The organism is Rhizobium sp. P2_G2, assembly GCF_056403555.1.
The window spans coordinates 130,085-147,184 of the sequence record NZ_JBFUFF010000009.1; the positions used below are offsets into that span (position 1 = coordinate 130,085).

The window sequence follows — 17,100 nt, forward strand, 5'->3', positions numbered from 1 at the left end:
TAAAAAATGAATTCATTCAATCTTTTTCTCGAAGGTGCCGGAATGAGCGCCAAAACCAGAGGGAAGACGATGACCAGACCGTTTGCGGGCGCCACCGCGCGCCGTTTCATGACTTCCGTTGCCGCCGCAGCACTCACTGCGCTGGCGTCCTCGCATGCTTTTGCGCAGGACGAGCTCAATGCCCTCGTCTGGTGCGACCATACCGATCCGGCGCTGATCGAGCCGTTCGAGAAAGCCAACAATGTCAAGGTGAACCTCAAGCAATATGAGGGGACCGGTGCCGGGCTTTCGATCCTCGAACAGTCGCAGCCGGGCGACTGGGACGTGATGGTGATCGACGCCGTCGACGTCCACCGCGTGATCGACATGGGCCTGCTTGGCGCCATGCCGGCCGACAAGCTGCCGACGGCGGACATGTTTCCGGAACTGAGAATGCAGGCCAACAATACCAAGGACGGCAAGACCTATGCCGTGACCGAAAAGTTCGGCTACAACACCATTTCCTTCGACAAGACCAAGGTCGACCCCAAGGACATGGAAGACCTGTCGGTGATGTGGTCGGACAAGTACAAGGGCCGCATCGCGCTCTACGATTATTACCTGCCGATGATCGGCCTGGTGCRGATGGCGCTCGGCAAGAAGACCGCTGACATCTCGGACAAGGACATGCCGGCGATCGCGGAAAAACTTTCGGCAATGAAGAAGGTCTCGAAAGAGGTGAGCGACGTCACCTCGTCACAGACCGCGCTGGCGACCGGAGAAGTCGATATCCTCGTGGGCGGCGGTGAATGGATCACCGCGTCGCTCGCCAAGGACAAGCCGAATCTCGACTGGATCGTTCCGAAACAAGGGGCCGTGCGCTGGGCACAGTCGATCGGCGTGATGAAGGATTCCAAGCACCCGGATCTGGCGCTGAAATTCGTGCAATATATCGTCAGCCCGGAAGGACAGGCGCGGCTTGCCACCGCGTCGTGCTATTGGGGCATGCCGACCAATCAGAAGACGGGGGCGCTGCTGAACGATCAGCAGAAGAAGGCGCTGCGCTGGGATGACCAGGCGGCGTATCTGAAGAACACGCAGCTCTATCCGATCCCGAATTCGGATCTGGACCAGAAGATGCAGGATGCCTGGACGAATATGATGCAGGAGTGAGGGGACGTGCGCACTTTCTTGCGCGTCTGATTTACCCCTCACCAACTTCGGCCAAGGGTTCGCAAAGCTCACCCGGCCTGCGTATCCTCTCCCGCAAGGGGCGAGGAAAACCCGTGGCTACGGCGCTGCCACAAGCGAGGGCGACGATTGTGGCACTCTACCTCTCCCCTTGCGGGAGAGGATAGCAAGCCCGCGCGAGACCAAAGGTCGAGTGCCTGGGCGCGCTTGGTGAGGGGTGAGCAGCGAATGCAAGCGTGTCATATAGACAGGCATCGAAGCCCAAATCTCGGACAGATCGAACACCACTATGACCACCACGACCCTAGAAGACACCGAACGCCGCAAGGCCTGGGGTTTCGTCGCCCCCGGCCTTCTCTGGACGACCGCCTTTTTCGTCGTGCCGTTCCTCTACATGGCGGCGATGAGCCTCTGGTCGCGGCAGACCGGCCGGATCGTCCGTACATGGGACTTCAACAACTACATCCGCTTCTTCAGCGAAAGCGCGCTGCTCAAGGGCCTGACGAACTCGCTGGAAATCACGCTGACGGTCACCGTGCTCTCCGTCCTGCTCGCCTATCCGCTCGCCTGGATCATCGCCGAGCGGGTGCCGCAGCGCTTCCAGCGCATGGCGCTGATCCTCGCCATCCTGCCGTTCTGGACCTCCTATGTCGTGCGCTCCTATTCCTGGCTGCTGGTGCTGTCCAAGGGCGGTGTCATCAACCAGGCGCTGATGGGCATCGGCCTGATCTCCGAGCCCTTGGAAATCTCCAGCAATCGCACGGCGACGATCATCGGCTTCGTGCATTTCTTCGTCATGCTGTTGACGCTGACGATCTATTCCAACCTGATCCAGCTCTCGCCCAATTACCGCCGCGCCGCGGCCGATCTCGGCGCCAATGCCTTCCAGACCTTCTGGCATGTGATCCTGCCGCTGACATTGCCGGGAATCATGACCGGCGCCTTTCTGACATTCGTGCTCTGCATCGGCGACTACATCACGCCGCAGATTCTGGGCGGAAACAACGAACTGGTGCTGCCGCAGATCATCATGCTGCAGATCGGCCGGCGGGCGGATTTTCCGATGGCGGCGGCGCTCTCCATCGTCCTCATGCTGGCGGTGACGGCGGCCTATGTGCTCTGCGCACGTTGGCTGAAGATCGAGAGGGCGTGAGATGAACAAGCTCCTTACGTCGGGCCTGAGCTGGCTCTATCTCATTGCTATCTATGCCTTCATTTTCCTGCCGGTCGGCGTGCTCGTGCTGTTCTCGTTCCAGGACGGGCGGCTGCCCGTGCCGCCGTTCAACGGCTTTTCGCTGCAATGGTATGAGACTGTGTTTGCCGATGATAAGCTGATGGCGGCGCTGACGCATTCTTTCTTCGTTGCCGTATTGTCGTCGTCGGCGGCCTGTCTGCTCGGCTTCCTCGCGGCCTATGCGCTGGCGCGCTACAAGCTGCCCGGCTCGGCGTTGCAGCGCGGCCTGCTGATTGCACCGATGACGGTGAGTTACCTGATCATCGCGCTCGGGCTGCTCGCGGTGCTCAATGCACTGCATATCCCGCTGTCGCTGGTCACTGTCGGCATCGGCCACGTGGTCATCAACCTGCCGCTGTGTTTTGCCATCATCTATGCCTCGATGGGCGACCATCACATCAATATCGAGCGGGCGGCGCGCGATCTCGGCGCCAATGATTTCAAGGTGATGGCGCTGGTGACGGCGCCGATGCTGATGCCGTCGATCCTGGCGGCCTTCTTCCTCTCCGTCACCTTCAGCTGGGACGAGTTTATCATCGCCTTCCTGCTGTCGCGCTTCGACGTGACGCTGCCCGTGGAGATCTGGAGCATGCTGCGCTCCGGCCTCAATCCCAAGACCAATGCCGTCGGCTCGCTGGTATTCCTCGTGTCGGTGGCCGTGCTTCTTATTCTCGAAATGAGCCTGTTCAGCAGGAGCCGGAAATCATGACCGCATCCGTTTCGATCGCCAATGCGACGAAAACCTACGGCGCATTCAAGGCGCTCGACAACGTCTCGCTTGAAATCGAGGCGGGCGAATTCATCGTTCTGCTCGGCCCATCCGGCTGCGGCAAGACCACGCTGCTTTCTATTCTCGGCGGCTTCGTCGAGCCGAGCGGCGGCCGCATCATGATCGGCGGCAAGGACATGGCGGGCGTCACGCCTGCGAGGCGGCCGACGACGACCATGTTCCAGGACTATGCGCTGTTTCCGCATATGCGGCTGATCGACAATGTCGGCTTTGGGCTGAGGATGCGCGGGCTTGGCAAGGCCGAGCGGGATGAGAAGGCGCTCAGCTTCCTCGATCTCGTCGGCCTGAAGGCGTCAGCGGCCAAGAAACCGCACGAACTTTCCGGCGGCCAGCGGCAGCGTGTGGCTTTGGCGCGGGCGCTGGCCGTCGATCCCGATGTGCTGCTGCTGGATGAGCCGCTCGGTGCGCTCGACTTGAAACTTCGCCGGCAGATGCAGGACGAGCTCAAGGCGATCCAGAAGCGGGTCGGCACCACCTTCGTGCATGTCACGCATGATCAGGAAGAGGCGATGGCGATCGCCGACCGCATCGTCGTCATGAACCAGGGCCGGGTGGAGGATTTCGGTCCGCCGTCGGAAATCTATATGCGGCCGAAATCGTTGTTCTCCGCCGGTTTCATGGGCGAGGTGAATTTCTTGACCGGCAAGGTGAGCGCGGCGGAAAGCAGCGCCGCGCAGGTCGAGACGCCGGTCGGGGTGATCGACTTGCCCGCCGGCAATTTCACGGCGGCAAAGCCAAAGACCGGCGACAGGGTGACGCTCTGCATCCGCCCAGAACATTTCTGCGGCGACGCGGAACCCGCCGCGGTGCGGCTGGGCGAGGCGAGGGTGACGGGCGCCGCCTTTTTCGGCACCCATTTCCGCTGCCATCTGGCGCCTGAGGCGGCCAATGATCTCAGCCTCGTCGCCCATATGCCGCAATCGGCGAAGATCGCCTCGGGTGATCGCATCGCCTTGTCGGTCGATCCATCCGGCATTACCGTGCTGCCGGCGGCTTAGGAGCTGAGCATGCAGCGGATCGCGCCGGAGAACTGGTATGCGGTCAAGCGTCTCGGCGACGACGTGACCTATATTTCGGAGCCCTATATCCAGGAATTCTACCGCTGCAACATCTGGCACGTGCGCGGCCGTGATTGCGACATGCTGGTCGACAGTGGCATGGGCGTCGTGTCGCTCCGGCAATGGGTGCCGCTGGTCACCGAACGGAAACTCTGGGCGGTGGCGAGCCACACGCATTTCGACCATATTGGCTGCCATCACGAATTCGAATGCCGGGCGGTGCATTCCGCCGAAGCCGATCTGCTGGCACAGCCGACCCGCGCCAACACGCTGGCCGATCCCTATGTCACCGACGACATTTTCGACGCTCTGCCGCCCGAGCCCTATTGCTCGAAATGCTATGCGGTGAAGGGTGCTCCGGCAACCCGCATCCTCGAAGATGGAGACACCATCGACCTCGGCGACCGGGTGTTCGAGGTCGTGCATACGCCCGGCCATTCGCCCGGAGGGATCGCGCTCTGGGAGGCCAAGACCGGTACCCTGTTCTCCGGCGATATTCTTTATGACGGGCCGCTGATCGAGGACACCTATCACGCCAATGCCACCGACTATATCGCATCCATGAAGCGGCTCTTGGACTATCCGGTGCGGATCGTCCATGGCGGCCATTTCCCGAGCTTTTCCGGCGAGCGCTATCGGCAACTCATCGAGGATTGGCTGGCGTCGAAGGAAAAGGATTGATCCTGCCTGCTTTTTGCGGCTTCCCGCGTTATCATAACCGATAGCTTCAGGGAGAAATCGCATGATCGTCCAGGCTTGCATCAATGGCGCACGTGCCTTCGACTATCACCCATGTCTGCCAACGAGCATCGAGGAGATTGCTCGCGACAGCGCTGCCTGCGTGGCGGCTGGTGCGGCGGAACTTCATCTGCACCCAAGGAATGAGGAACGACGCGAGAGCCTGAACGCTGTCAGTGCAACCGTCCGGGCCGTGCGGCAAGCGTGTCCGGGCACGCTGATCGGCGTCTCGACCGGAGCGTGGATCGAAGGTTCTGCGGAACGAACGATCTCAGCGATCGAAGCCTGGAGCGATTTGGCGGATTACGCCTCGGTCAATCTGTCTGAACCCGACGCACCGGGTATCATGGAATTGCTGCATCGCCGCGGCGTCGGCATCGAAGCGGGTCTTGCCTCCGTGCTTGATGCCGAGAGATTGGTAGGGCTTGGCAAGGCGCAAAAGCTTTTCCGTGTCCTGATCGAGGTAGAGCAACAAGAGGCTGCAACGGCCCGCGCCGTCGCCAACGACATCGCGGCTACGTTGGCCGAAGCAGGCTTTCAGCGCCCCATTCTTCTCCATGGCTTCGATGCTACGGTCTGGCCGCTTGTCGCGTTAGCCTATGAACGCCGATGGTCGACACGGGTTGGCCTTGAGGATGGCGACAGGCTTCCCGACGGGAGGATCGCACCGGACAATGCCGCGCTGATCGCTGCCGCGGTGACAGCGTTCTCACAAGGTAGAGGCCCGGTGGCGCAGAAGTGATCTGTCAACCGCCGCTCATCACGTCTCGACTGGCCATCGTTTCAGCGCTTCCGTGCCCGCTACGGTCAGCGCATAGACACCGCGATCGACGCGATCAAACCAGCCATAGACATTGTGCAACAGGATCTTTGGTGCAAGCGGCGTCGCCGTCTTGATGTCGCGCGGGCGGAGCGGGCCGCCTTTCAGTGCCGCGGCACAGGCAAGCGCTTGCTGGCGATAGGCGGTCATGATCGGCTGGCGGGTGCTGCCGCCCACGGCCGGGTCGCCCTTGCGGCGGCGATGTTCCTCGACCAGGCGGATGCGCTTGCGGGTGTTCTTCTTCGGCATGGGCGCCGCTGGGCTGACGATGATGTCGACCGTGCCGCTGTCGGCAACGCCGAGCATGCCGAGGCTCAGGCGGCGGCAAAGGTCGCGGAAACGCCGGTCACCCTCGCGCCCCTTGCCCTTGGCCGAGATGCGGGCGGCGATCCAGACTTCGTCGCCCTGCGTCTGCCGGTCGACGGCTTGCAGGATGAGTTCGAGGTTGAAGCTCTGCTTGAGTTCGCAGACGACCAGAACGGGCGTTTCACCGTCAATCAACCCGACAAGATCGCAGCCGCCAATCTCGCCCTTGACCGTATAGCCGGCGGCTTCAAGGAAGCGTTTGACGGGGAGGTAGAGGGCAGTTTCCACGGGCGGTCCAGAATCATGTTGCAGTTGGATGTTATCTGGTGGCGGTGGTGCGGAACAAGGTGTGGCGCTGCTTTGTGGCACTGCGCCTCCAAGGGTCCATCCCATGGACAACGCTGGCAATCAGGATAATCGCACGGTTGTAATACCCCCCTCTGTCCTGCCGGACATCTCCCCCTCAAGGGGGGAGATTGGCCAGWGGCACWCGCYTCGGCTCAAATATCCGCCGAGAACTGGGCATGAGACGGGTTGTTTTGGGCAGGCCGGCGCCCCATCCAATCTCCCCCCTTGAGGGGGAGATGCCCGGCAGGGCAGAGGGGGGTAAGCCGCGGACTGGGCCTCACAAGGAAAGAAACTCGCAAAGGGCTGAAGTCGACAACTTCCCGCCATCACTCCTCGCCGCCCAAACCAGCGGTCGCATCCCGATCGTGATTACCGCTCAAGATTTCGCGCTTGCCGACATGGTTGGCCGGGCCGACAAGCCCTTCCTTCTCCATCCGCTCCACCAGCGAAGCAGCCCTGTTGTAACCGATGCCGAGACGGCGCTGGATGTAGGAGGTCGAGCATTTCTTGTCGCGCAGGATGACCTTGACGGCCTTGTCGTAGAGGTCGTTGCCATCCTCCGCGGCCATGTCGGACTTGTCGAACACGGCGGTATCCTGTTCTTCCTCGTCGTCCTCTTCCTCGTCCACCGTGACAGTGTCGAGATATTCCGGGCGGCCTTGGGTCTTCAGGTGTGCGACGACCTTTTCGACTTCCTGGTCGGAGACGAAGGGGCCGTGGACGCGGACGATGCGGCCGCCGCCGGCCATGTGCAGCATGTCGCCCTGGCCGAGCAACTGTTCGGCGCCCTGTTCGCCCAGGATCGTGCGGCTGTCGATCTTCGATGTCACCTGGAAGGAGATGCGGGTGGGGAAGTTGGCCTTGATCGTGCCGGTGATGACGTCGACCGAGGGACGTTGCGTCGCCATGATCAGGTGGATGCCGGCGGCACGGGCCATCTGCGCCAGGCGCTGGATCGCGCCTTCGATCTCCTTGCCCGCAACCATCATCAGGTCGGCCATTTCGTCGACGATGACGACGATATAGGGCATGGGGGAGAGGTCGATCTCCTGGTTCTCATGGATCGGTTCGCCAGTTCCCTTTTCAAAGCCGGTCTGGACGATCTGGGTGACGACTTCGCCACGGGCGCGCGCTTCGGCAGCACGGGCATTGTAGCCGTCGATGTTGCGGACGCCGAGGCGCGACATTTTGCGGTAGCGATCCTCCATCTCGCGCACCGCCCATTTCAGCGCCAGCACGGCTTTCTTGGGGTCGGTGACGACGGGGGTCAGCAGGTGCGGAATGCCGTCATAGACCGACAGCTCCAGCATTTTCGGATCGACCATGATCAGCCGGCACTCTTCCGGCGTCAGCCGGTAGAGCAGCGACAGGATCATGGTGTTGATGGCGACCGATTTGCCCGAGCCGGTGGTGCCGGCGACGAGCAGATGCGGCATCTTGGCGAGTTCGGCGATGACAGGTTCGCCGCCGATGGTCTTGCCGAGGCAGAGCGGCAGCTTGTAGCCGGTGCGGGAAAAATCCTGGCTGTCGATCAGTTCGCCGAAATAGACGGTTTCGCGGGTGGCGTTCGGCAGTTCGATGCCGATGACGTTGCGGCCGGGCACGACGGCGACGCGTGCCGACAGCGCCGACATCGAGCGGGCGATGTCGTCGGCAAGGCCGATGACGCGCGAGGATTTGACGCCCGGCGCCGGTTCGAATTCGTAAAGCGTGACGACCGGGCCGGGGCGGACATGGATGATCTCGCCGCGGATGCCGAAATCTTCGAGCACGGCTTCCAGCAGGCCGGCATTGCGCTCCAACTGCTCCTGGGTCATGACGACGCCGATGGTGGCCGGCGGGTCCTGCAACAGCATGCGGGGCGGGAATTCATATTCGCCCTTCAGCATGCGCGCCTTGGCGACCGGCTCGATCTTGAACGGCTTGGAAACCGCGACACCTGTGGTTTCTGCAGCCTTGCTCGTCTCGACAACCAGGACCGGCAGGGCAGGGGAGGCGGGCACGATTGTGGGCGCCGTGTTGCTCGAAACCGGCTGGATGGCGGTGGTTTGCTCGACCGCGCGACGGCTCCAGGGGAACAGGCCTTTCGCGCTGGTCGCTGCAGCTTCCGGAGTGGCCGGCTGCTGCGCCGGATGATCCACAGCCGAAGCCGACGGCATCGCTTGCGAAGTCGACGCGCGAACCTCGACCGAGCGATACATCGACAGGGCAGAAGGCATCGGACGCGCTTCGACTGGCGTTGCAGCCGCGGCAGGGGCCGCGTGAGCCGATGAAATGGGAGCCGCCGCGGCGGTCGCCTCCGTAGGTTTGGCTGTTGCCCGGACTGCCGGCGCGGGGATCAGTGGCCGGCGAACAACGGGCTGTTCAGGCTGGATTTCAATCGCGCCGTCCAGTGCTTCCCAGAAAGCGAAGTCGGACAGAGCGGCAAAGGGCGTCTGCCGCTTTGTTTGTGCCGGGACGGCGTGTTGTGTCTGGGTGGCTGCTTGCGGCGGAAGAGCGGGTTGGACCTGCGACATCTGCGTGGCGGTCTCGACATTGTCATTGATGGGCTGGACCGGTGCCGTTGCGTTTGCCGTGCCCATATCCATTCCACCTTGCAAAATCATCATTGTCGACAGCACTTCGCGCAGCTGTTCCACGGTTGGCGCTTGTGCCAGCGCTGCGGCTTCTTCAAGTTCGTGCGGCTCCGGCGCGGAATCGGACGCGCTGCGAATGTCGCGCTCCGGCGTGCGGGTGAAGCGGACATTGGGGGCCAGAAAGAAGTGGCTGTCCCAATTGCCCTTGCCCTGTTCGGCGGCGCGATGGCTGGCGGCTTTCAGGCGGCGCAGCCCGACGCTTTCCTCATTTTGTTCAGTTTGTGATGTCGGCTCCGTATCGCCGAATGATGCTGGCGGTAAATTGGTTCTGGAAATACGCATGAGACCTACGGGGCTCGAGGGGCACTGACCGTACTATCGATAGGAACGGAAGGTTAAGAATCCATTTCCAACCTGTGTCAAAACAAGTGCAACACTGTCCGCGTTCTTTCGAATAGAGCATATTTTCCAATTGGTTATTTATTTTTCGTCGTGCTTGCGCCCCGGTCCTCAACCGCCGTCCTTGCCGGTGACCGGGATGTCCTTTATGCACATGAAAAACGGTGGAGACGAGCGATGGCCGCAGGCAGGTGGGATTTCTGGATCGACCGGGGCGGCACCTTCACCGATGTGATCGGCCGGGCGCCGGACGGCTCGCTGCATCCGCGCAAGCTGCTCTCGGAGAATCCGGAGGCCTATCGTGATGCGGCGATCCAGGGCATCCGCGATCTCCTGGGGCTTGATTCGGGCGATGCGATTCCCGCCGGACTGGTGGGCGATATCAAGATGGGCACGACGGTCGCCACCAATGCGCTGCTGGAGCGCAAGGGTGATCGTGTCCTGCTCTTGATCACAAGGGGTTTTCGCGATGCGCTGCGCATCGCCTATCAGGCGCGGCCGGATATTTTCGCCAAAGAGATCGTTCTGCCGGAACAGCTCTACGAGCGGGTGGCCGAGGTCGACGAGCGGATTCGTGCCGATGGTACGATCGAGCGCGAACTCGATCTGACTGCGGCCGAGCCCCTGATTCGAGAGGCGTTTGCAGACGGCATCAAGGCAGTGGCGATCGTCTGCATGCATTCGTGGAAATATCCAGAGCATGAGCAGGCGATCGCAGATTTCTGCCGCTTGGTCGGCTTCCGCCAGATATCGGCGAGCCACGTGACATCGCCGCTGGTCAAGCTGGTCGGACGCGGCGACACCGCCGTCGTCGATGCCTATCTGTCGCCGATCCTCGCGCGCTATGTGCAGCAGGTTGCCGGCGAGCTTGGAGTTGCGGCGGGCGCCGACGACGGGCCGCGGCTGATGTTCATGATGTCCTCAGGCGGCTTGACGCTTGCCGATCTGTTCCAGGGCAAGGATGCGCTGCTCTCCGGCCCGGCCGGCGGCGTGGTCGGCATGGTGGAGACGGCAAGGCTTGCCGGCTTCGGCAAGGTGATCGGCTTCGACATGGGCGGGACCTCCACCGATGTCGCGCACTACGATGGCGAATATGAGCGCGCCTTCGACACGGAGGTGGCGGGCGTGCGCGTGCGGGCGCCGATGATGCGCATCCATACCGTGGCCGCGGGTGGCGGCTCGATCCTGCATTTCGAGGCAGGGAGGTTTCGCGTCGGGCCGGATTCGGCCGGCGCCAATCCGGGGCCGGCCTGCTACCGGCGCGGCGGACCGTTGGCGGTGACGGATGCCAATGTCATGCTCGGCAAGCTGCAGCCCGAGCTTTTCCCGAGGATATTCGGACCGGGTCAGGATGAGAGCCTGGACGCGGAGGTCGTTCGGGAGAAATTTGCGGCGCTGGCGGCGGAGGCCGGCGGCGGCTACACGCCGGAAAGCGTGGCCGAAGGTTTTGTCGCTATCGCAGTCGAGAACATGGCCAATGCGATCAAGAAGATCTCGGTGCAGCGCGGCTATGACGTCACCGGCTATCTCTTGAATTGTTTCGGCGGTGCCGGTGGCCAGCATGCCTGCCTGGTCGCCGATGCACTGGGCATGTCGACGGTGCTGATCCATCCGTTTTCCGGGTTGCTGTCGGCTTATGGCATCGGTCTGTCGTCGGTATTTGCTTCGCGGCAACAAGCGTTGCTCTTGCCGCTTGCCGAGCAGTCCAGGGGCGAGGTCGACGCGCTGGCTGCTAGGCTCGGCAGCGCCGTCGTGGAGGAACTGGCGGCGCAGGGCATCGGGGCCGATTCCGTATCGCTCAGGCTGACGCTGCATGTCCGCTATGACGGCACCGATACAGCGCTGCCGGTCACTTTCGTGCATCGGTCGATGGAGCGGGCGAAGGCCGAATTCGAGGCGGCGCACAAGGCACAATTCGGCTTCGTCTATGAAAACAAGGCGATGGTGATCGAAGCGGTTGCCATCGAAGGTACCGACACCAGCGCGCAACGGCGCGACGAAGTCGAACTGACGGTGGATGACAAGGATGCCGTGCCTGTCGAGCATCGCAGGCTGTTCTCAGAAGGCGAATGGCGAGACGCGGGCGTTTTCAGGCGCGAAGCGCTCGGACCCGGTCACAAGGCCTCTGGCCCGGCGCTGATCATCGAACCGAACCAGACGATCGTCGTCGAACCCGGCTGGCAGGCGGAGATCACGGCGAAGAACCATATCCTGCTGCGGCGGATCGAGGCGAAGCGCCGGCGGGCCGCCCTCGGCACCGAGGCCGATCCTGTGATGCTGGAGATTTTCAACAATCTCTTCATGTCGATCGCCGAGCAGATGGGGGTGACGCTGCAGAACACCGCCTATTCGGTCAATATCAAGGAAAGGCTGGATTTTTCCTGCGCCGTCTTCGATCGGACCGGGGCCTTGGTGGCGAATGCGCCGCATATGCCGGTGCATCTGGGCTCGATGGACCGGTCGGTGGAGACGATCATTCGCCTCAACGAAGGCGCCATCCGGCCGGGCGATGTGTTTGCGCTGAATGCGCCCTATAATGGCGGTACGCATCTGCCTGACATTACCGTCGTCACCCCGGTCTTCGACGATGCGGGCAAGGCTGTGTTGTTCTACGTCGCCTCGCGCGGCCATCATGCCGATATCGGCGGCACTGCACCCGGCTCGATGACGCCGCTTGCCACGACCGTCGACGAAGAGGGCGTGCTGTTCGACAATTTCCATCTGGTCGATCGCGGCCGGTTCTGTGAAGCGGAACTGCTCGACCTGCTCACCAACCATCCCTATCCGGCGCGTAACCCGCAGCAGAACATTGCCGACATCAAGGCGCAGATCGCTTCCAACGAGAAGGGCGTCGCCGAACTGAGGAAAATGGTGGCGCATTTCAGCCTGCCTGTCGTCGAGGCCTATATGGGCCATGTGCAGGACAATGCGGCGGAGAGCGTGCGTCGGGTATTGGAGCGGCTGCCGGACACTGCATCCTACGAATATCCGACCGACACCGGGCAGGTGATCAAGGTCAGGATCAGCGTCGATCGGGACAAACGAGAAGCGACCGTCGATTTCACCGGCACCTCACCGGTGATGAAGAACAATTTCAATGCGCCTGAGCCGGTGGCCCGTGCCGCCGTACTCTATGCTTTCCGGGTCATGGTGGAAGACAACATCCCGATGAATGCCGGCTGCCTCCGGCCGATCAACATTGTCATCCCCGATGGCTGCATGCTCAAGCCCAGCTATCCGGCCGCCGTGGTCGCTGGCAATGTCGAAACGTCGCAACATGTCACCAACGCCCTGTTCGGCGCGATGGGGGCGATGGCGAATTCGCAGGGGACGATGAACAACCTGACCTTCGGCAACGAAAAGTACCAGTATTACGAGACGATCTGCTCCGGTTCGCCGGCCGGGCAATTCAACAATGGCCGCGGCTTTGCCGGCACCGCGGGCGTGCACACGCATATGACCAATTCGCGGCTCACCGATCCGGAAATCCTGGAGCTCCGATTCCCCGTGCTGCTCGAGGAGTTCTATATCCGTCAGGGTTCGGGCGGCCGCGGCAAATGGAACGGTGGCGACGGCACTGTCCGCATCATCCGTTTCCTCGAGAAAATGGAATTCGCCATCCTGTCGTCGCACCGCAACCGGCCGCCGCTTGGCCTTGCCGGGGGCGGGCAGGGCGAGACCGGCTCGACGGCGATCCGCCGCAACGATTTCCGGCTGGAGACGCTGAAGGCCAGCGACCAGACAGTGGTCGATGCGGGCGAAGTGGTGGTGCTGATCACGCCGACGCCCGGCGGGTTCGGGTTGCCGGAGTGACCTCACGAAATCGAGTCAAGTCGCGGGCTTGTCTTTGTTCTTCTCGGCGAGAATCCGGACGCGTCTTTCTTGACGCGTTTCGTTGAGGTTCAACTTTTCCCTCAAGAAAGCAATGACTTTATCGGTTTCAAGGCCAGCACTCGAACGCTCTTCGATCCAGATCTGTGGGAACGCCTGTATCACCTCTTCCGTTTGGGCGAGATCGATCATCTCGCCCGTTTCACTTTGAAGTATGAGCTTGAACTCGGGGTGTTGGGCGAACATGAAGAACAAGTCATGCAGAACGCCTTCGATCGAAAACTGCGTCAGCGCTATGATCATCTTATCCTCGTTCATAGCGTTGAAATATGCTGCCATAGCATGGTCATGTTCTGACTGCGGTGACCGAATCGACATCAATCTCCGTTCCGCTATTGCGACCCTACGCTCGTGAAGCTTGGCGATGGCCTCGCCAAATCGAGCAACAATTTCTTCGGGCTGATAGTCGTCGTCCATCTTCAACTCGTTGAAAAACCGATGCTTAAGCCTTCAGCAGATCCAGTAGCGGCAGCATCACATCCGCATCCGGCATCGGCAGGATGGCGTCGACTTCGGCCGGTAGCATGGCGGCAATGGCGCCGTCGGTCGTGCCGGTGACGGCGCCGAGGGGGCCGCGGAAGCCGTGCTTGGTCCAGGCGAGTTCCTGCAGTTTCGGCGACATCAGCGCGTCGAGCAGGCGGCTTGCCTGGTCGTCGATGACGATCAGCGGATGGGCGGAATAGACGGTCGGGCGCGGATAGAGGACAACGGGCTTGGCGCCGCTGCTCTTCATCACTCGGTCCCAGCGGTTCGGATCGGCGAGAACCCATTCGACCAGCTGGTTTTCATAGCCGACGACCATGGGCTCGCCGCCCAGGCCTCCGGCAATGTATTGGTCGAACAGTTTTCCGGAAGATGAGGACTTGAAGCCCATGCCGCGGAAGATCGCCTGCGCCTGCTGGCCGTATTTCTGCAGATCATCGGCCTTGGCGACGTCGCCGGCGAGCAGGCTGAGCACGAGGCCGGCGAACATGAAGCCGGAATTGGAGCGATTGGGATCGGTGGAGATGAGACGGGCCTTGCCGTAGAGCGCGTCGACACCGAGCGAGGACCAATCCTGGTTGGCGAGCAATGCTTTGAGGAGGGCTGCCAGATCGAGCTGATACTGTTTGCTTGGCGTCAGCTTCACCAGGCCATGCTTGATCAGCCCGTCGGCGACCGGCTGCCAGGTGTAGACCACGACGGGCGAGTTCAGCACCACCTGGTCGTTGCGCACCTTGACGCCGCTCTTGCGCGCCAAGTCGACCATGATCGAGGAGGAGGGCCAGAGAAAAGCCGGGTTCTGCGACAGCAGCGCCTGCTCGCGCACCATTTCGACCGAGCCGGCGACCCGCGCATCGAGCTGCAGGCCGTAGCTGCCGAGTGCATGGACGACGTCAGGATCCTCGACGAAAGCCTGTTTCTCGCCGCCGATGAAACCGGAAAGTTTTGTGCGGTTGCCGAGCAGGCCCTGAAATTCCGGCCGGTCCTTGAGGGTGAGATAGCCGCCGGTGCCGGCAGCCGCGAGCGCCAGAAGCCCCAATCCGAGTGTGCGGCGAGACATTGCCATCAGGTCTGAATATCCTCTTTGAGCGAAGCCTGGATCAGGCGCAGGTCGGTGTCGAGCGAGCCGAGTTCGTCATCGACAAGGCTGTCGGCATAGTGGACGAAGGCTTCTTCGAGCTTTTCCAGCACCGAGCGGACCTCGTCGAGCTTGGCCTTGTCGGGCGCCCGCTTGGCCTCGATGACGGCAAAGCCTTCGGCGACTTCGGCCGAGCGGGGAATGTAGTAACTCAGGAAGCGCTTGACGGTCGATGCATTGCCGGGATTGGCCTCGACCTTGGCGAAGACGTCGGCGGCGATGTCGGCGAGGTGTTTTACGCGGGCGGCCGTTGCCTTGTCCTGGATTTTTGCGGCAGAAGCCCGCAGCCGTTCCGCATAGGGTTCCGCCTCGCTCAGCAGATCGCGGGCAAATTCGATGCGGCCGCTGCCGATCGCCTTGACATCGACGCCCTCAAACATCTGCCGCGGAGACAGCAGCAGAACCAGGGCCGCGAAGACGATCAGCGCGATCACCGCGGAGATCCACAGGGGAACGCCGAAGATCACGCTGAGAATGGGCAGGAGGATCGCGGCGGCGATGCCTGCCACGATCCAGTTCCAATCATTGCCGAACAGTGAGCGCATGTGTCAGTTATAGCCTCTGACGGCGCGGAAGGCACCGGCTAGATCGGAGGCGCCGTCAAAAACGCGCGCCGAAGTCGCCTTGGCAAGCTCGTCGAGCTGGGTCTTGTCGGCGTCGCCGAAGGTAATGCCGAAGACCGGCACATGCGGTTGCGTTGCCTTCCAGCGGCTGTAGAAGCCCGGCTTGTCGCCGTCGCTGCGGCCGTCAGTCATGATGACGATCGCCGGCAGGTAGGAGCCGAGATCGGGCGTCTGGGCGATCTTGTCGATCGCCGTGTTGGCGCAGTCATACATGTCTGTGCCGCCGCTGGCGTGCTGGCCCGAGACATTCGAGAGCAGCGTCGCCTGGTCGGCTGGCGCGCCGGTGCCTTCGAAGGTCCGCCGCACATGGGCATCGAACGGAATGATGACGATGCGGTCGGACGGTGTCCACTGCACCAGCATCTTGTCGGCCTCGCCCGGCGTAAACAGGAATTGCATGGCCTGCTGCAACTGGTCTTCGCCCTTGCCCTCCATCGAGCCGGAGAAATCCAGGCAGATCGCCGTCAGTGAAGGCTTGCGCAGCGCAGTCTGATAGAGCGTGAGCGCTTGACGAATGACCGTCGGTTCCGGCAGGCGGATCGCCGTCACCAGCTTGGCCGGATCGAAATTCCATTGCGGCTCCGGCTTGGCGGTGATGCTGCCGAGTGGAATGCGCCGGCCGGTGTCGGCGATGCGCTTCTGCACGTCCGGGGTCTGCAGATAGGCGAGCAGGTCGTTGAAGAAGGTCTCGACATCGGCGCCGCGGCCATGATCGACGAAGCCGATCGGCGAGTCCGCCACGGCCACGCCATCGGCCGGATAGATGAAATAGAGCGGCTCCTTGCCGTCACCCAGCAGCCGGTCATTGGTTTCCTTGAGCACAGCCTCATAGTTCCACATGGCATCATATTCCGTGCCATTCTTTGCCGAGTCGAGATAGAGGTCGGCGAGCCAGCCGGACGAGCCGGAGGAACGCTCGACGCYGGCGAGCAATTGCTTGACCGTGTTCTGGACCTCCTGCTTGTCGAGATCGCCCGGCTCGATCACCTGTTTGCCGGCGAGTGCGCTCGACAGCATCGCGAGATAGGCACTGGCGCCGGAATTGGACTGCGTCGCAGACGTCATCAGGAATTTCAGCGAGCCCTTGTTCACGGCTGCGAGAATATCCTTCATGTAGACCGGCTTGCCGACCCAGCCGAGTTCGTCGGCCTTGGACTTGCGGACGCCGAGGATGACCGGCATCTGCACGATCGAGGTCAGCGATTTGACCTTGCGGCCGGTGTCGAACATGTCGACCCAGACGCTGGATGCCGGCCAGACGGCGTCCTGCTTCACCCCGTCCTTGCTTTGCAGGGCAAGGCCGATATCGAGCGTGCCGGCATAGGTCATCGTGCAGGTGGCGCCCTTTTGCTTGCAGAAATCCTGTACGATCGGTTCCAGCACGGTGTTTTCCGAGCCGGAGATGATCGAGAATTCCGGTCCCTTGTTGCCGCAGCCGGCGAGGACAAGGGTCGTGGCGAGGGCAAGAGCCGTCAGCAGGGCTTTGAACATTTTTGGCTCCTCAGGCCTGGGTCAGCGCCTTCTTG

General features: G+C 62.1%; 13 protein-coding genes. 7 read left to right on the forward strand and 6 right to left on the reverse strand.

Annotated elements, in window-relative coordinates:
• Positions 1–69 precede the first annotated feature (69 nt).
• The 6 genes from AC1D06_RS10440 to AC1D06_RS10465 all read left to right on the forward strand — a co-directional run bounded on the left by AC1D06_RS10440 (position 70) and on the right by AC1D06_RS10465 (position 5,732).
• The gene (locus AC1D06_RS10440) at positions 70–1,152 is read left to right on the forward strand and encodes a polyamine ABC transporter substrate-binding protein (RefSeq protein WP_477986164.1); all 1,083 of its coding nucleotides are present in this window, start codon (positions 70–72) and stop codon (positions 1,150–1,152) included.
• Between the two features lie 307 nt (positions 1,153–1,459).
• A complete protein-coding gene (locus tag AC1D06_RS10445; protein ID WP_477986165.1) occupies positions 1,460–2,323 on the forward strand; it encodes an ABC transporter permease in 864 nt (287 codons plus the stop codon).
• A gap of 1 nt (position 2,324) precedes the next feature.
• Positions 2,325–3,113 carry an ABC transporter permease gene (locus AC1D06_RS10450; RefSeq protein WP_477986166.1) on the forward strand — a complete coding sequence of 263 codons (789 nt, stop codon included), beginning with the start codon at positions 2,325–2,327 and terminating at the stop codon, positions 3,111–3,113.
• Positions 3,110–4,192: an ABC transporter ATP-binding protein gene (locus AC1D06_RS10455; RefSeq protein WP_477877820.1), complete on the forward strand. Its 1,083-nt coding sequence runs from the start codon at positions 3,110–3,112 to the stop codon at positions 4,190–4,192. Before AC1D06_RS10450 ends, AC1D06_RS10455 begins: the two co-directional genes overlap by 4 nt.
• A 9-nt stretch (positions 4,193–4,201) precedes the next feature.
• Positions 4,202–4,933 (forward strand): MBL fold metallo-hydrolase, encoded by a 732-nt coding sequence (locus AC1D06_RS10460; RefSeq protein ID WP_477986167.1) that lies wholly within the window; start codon positions 4,202–4,204, stop codon positions 4,931–4,933.
• Between the two features lie 61 nt (positions 4,934–4,994).
• The gene (locus tag AC1D06_RS10465; protein ID WP_477877818.1) at positions 4,995–5,732 is read left to right on the forward strand and encodes a 3-keto-5-aminohexanoate cleavage protein; all 738 of its coding nucleotides are present in this window, start codon (positions 4,995–4,997) and stop codon (positions 5,730–5,732) included.
• A gap of 18 nt (positions 5,733–5,750) precedes the next feature.
• Here the strand turns inward: AC1D06_RS10465 and AC1D06_RS10470 are convergent, their stop codons facing one another.
• Entirely contained in the window at positions 5,751–6,404 is a 654-nt protein-coding gene (locus AC1D06_RS10470) for a DUF2161 domain-containing phosphodiesterase (RefSeq protein ID WP_477877817.1), read from the reverse strand.
• Positions 6,405–6,790: 386 nt separating this feature from the next.
• Positions 6,791–9,382, reverse strand: a complete 2,592-nt coding sequence (locus AC1D06_RS10475; RefSeq protein ID WP_477986168.1) for a DNA translocase FtsK — start codon at positions 9,380–9,382, stop codon at positions 6,791–6,793.
• Positions 9,383–9,616: 234 nt separating this feature from the next.
• Between AC1D06_RS10475 and AC1D06_RS10480 the strand changes: the two genes are divergently transcribed.
• Positions 9,617–13,252 carry a hydantoinase B/oxoprolinase family protein gene (locus tag AC1D06_RS10480; protein WP_477986169.1) on the forward strand — a complete coding sequence of 1,212 codons (3,636 nt, stop codon included), beginning with the start codon at positions 9,617–9,619 and terminating at the stop codon, positions 13,250–13,252.
• Between the two features lie 15 nt (positions 13,253–13,267).
• Here AC1D06_RS10480 and AC1D06_RS10485 read toward each other — a convergent pair whose 3' ends face one another.
• From AC1D06_RS10485 to AC1D06_RS10500, 4 genes are read right to left on the reverse strand one after another with little or no spacing between them, the layout of a single operon-like run.
• A complete protein-coding gene (locus tag AC1D06_RS10485; protein ID WP_477986170.1) occupies positions 13,268–13,747 on the reverse strand; it encodes a hypothetical protein in 480 nt (159 codons plus the stop codon).
• 25 nt (positions 13,748–13,772) lie between these two features.
• Positions 13,773–14,879: a hypothetical protein gene (locus tag AC1D06_RS10490; RefSeq protein WP_477986171.1), complete on the reverse strand. Its 1,107-nt coding sequence runs from the start codon at positions 14,877–14,879 to the stop codon at positions 13,773–13,775.
• Positions 14,879–15,496: a 5-bromo-4-chloroindolyl phosphate hydrolysis family protein gene (locus AC1D06_RS10495; protein WP_477877812.1), complete on the reverse strand. Its 618-nt coding sequence runs from the start codon at positions 15,494–15,496 to the stop codon at positions 14,879–14,881. Before AC1D06_RS10495 ends, AC1D06_RS10490 begins: the two co-directional genes overlap by 1 nt.
• Before the next feature lie 3 nt (positions 15,497–15,499).
• Positions 15,500–17,065, reverse strand: coding sequence for a substrate-binding domain-containing protein (locus tag AC1D06_RS10500; protein ID WP_477986172.1), 1,566 nt, complete (start codon positions 17,063–17,065; stop codon positions 15,500–15,502).
• Between the last annotated feature and the right edge of the window lie 35 nt (positions 17,066–17,100).

Excerpts from the sequence above, each read along its gene's own strand:
- AC1D06_RS10445 (WP_477986165.1), top strand. The coding sequence starts at position 1,460 with ATGACCACCACGACCCTAGAAGACACCGAACGCCGCAAGGCCTGGGGT.
- AC1D06_RS10455 (WP_477877820.1), top strand. The coding sequence starts at position 3,110 with ATGACCGCATCCGTTTCGATCGCCAATGCGACGAAAACCTACGGCGCA.
- AC1D06_RS10485 (WP_477986170.1), bottom strand. The coding sequence starts at position 13,747 with ATGGACGACGACTATCAGCCCGAAGAAATTGTTGCTCGATTTGGCGAG.
- AC1D06_RS10465 (WP_477877818.1), top strand. The coding sequence starts at position 4,995 with ATGATCGTCCAGGCTTGCATCAATGGCGCACGTGCCTTCGACTATCAC.
- AC1D06_RS10460 (WP_477986167.1), top strand. The coding sequence starts at position 4,202 with ATGCAGCGGATCGCGCCGGAGAACTGGTATGCGGTCAAGCGTCTCGGC.
- AC1D06_RS10495 (WP_477877812.1), bottom strand. The coding sequence starts at position 15,496 with ATGCGCTCACTGTTCGGCAATGATTGGAACTGGATCGTGGCAGGCATC.
- AC1D06_RS10450 (WP_477986166.1), top strand. The coding sequence starts at position 2,325 with ATGAACAAGCTCCTTACGTCGGGCCTGAGCTGGCTCTATCTCATTGCT.
- AC1D06_RS10475 (WP_477986168.1), bottom strand. The coding sequence starts at position 9,382 with ATGCGTATTTCCAGAACCAATTTACCGCCAGCATCATTCGGCGATACG.
- AC1D06_RS10490 (WP_477986171.1), bottom strand. The coding sequence starts at position 14,879 with ATGGCAATGTCTCGCCGCACACTCGGATTGGGGCTTCTGGCGCTCGCG.
- AC1D06_RS10480 (WP_477986169.1), top strand. The coding sequence starts at position 9,617 with ATGGCCGCAGGCAGGTGGGATTTCTGGATCGACCGGGGCGGCACCTTC.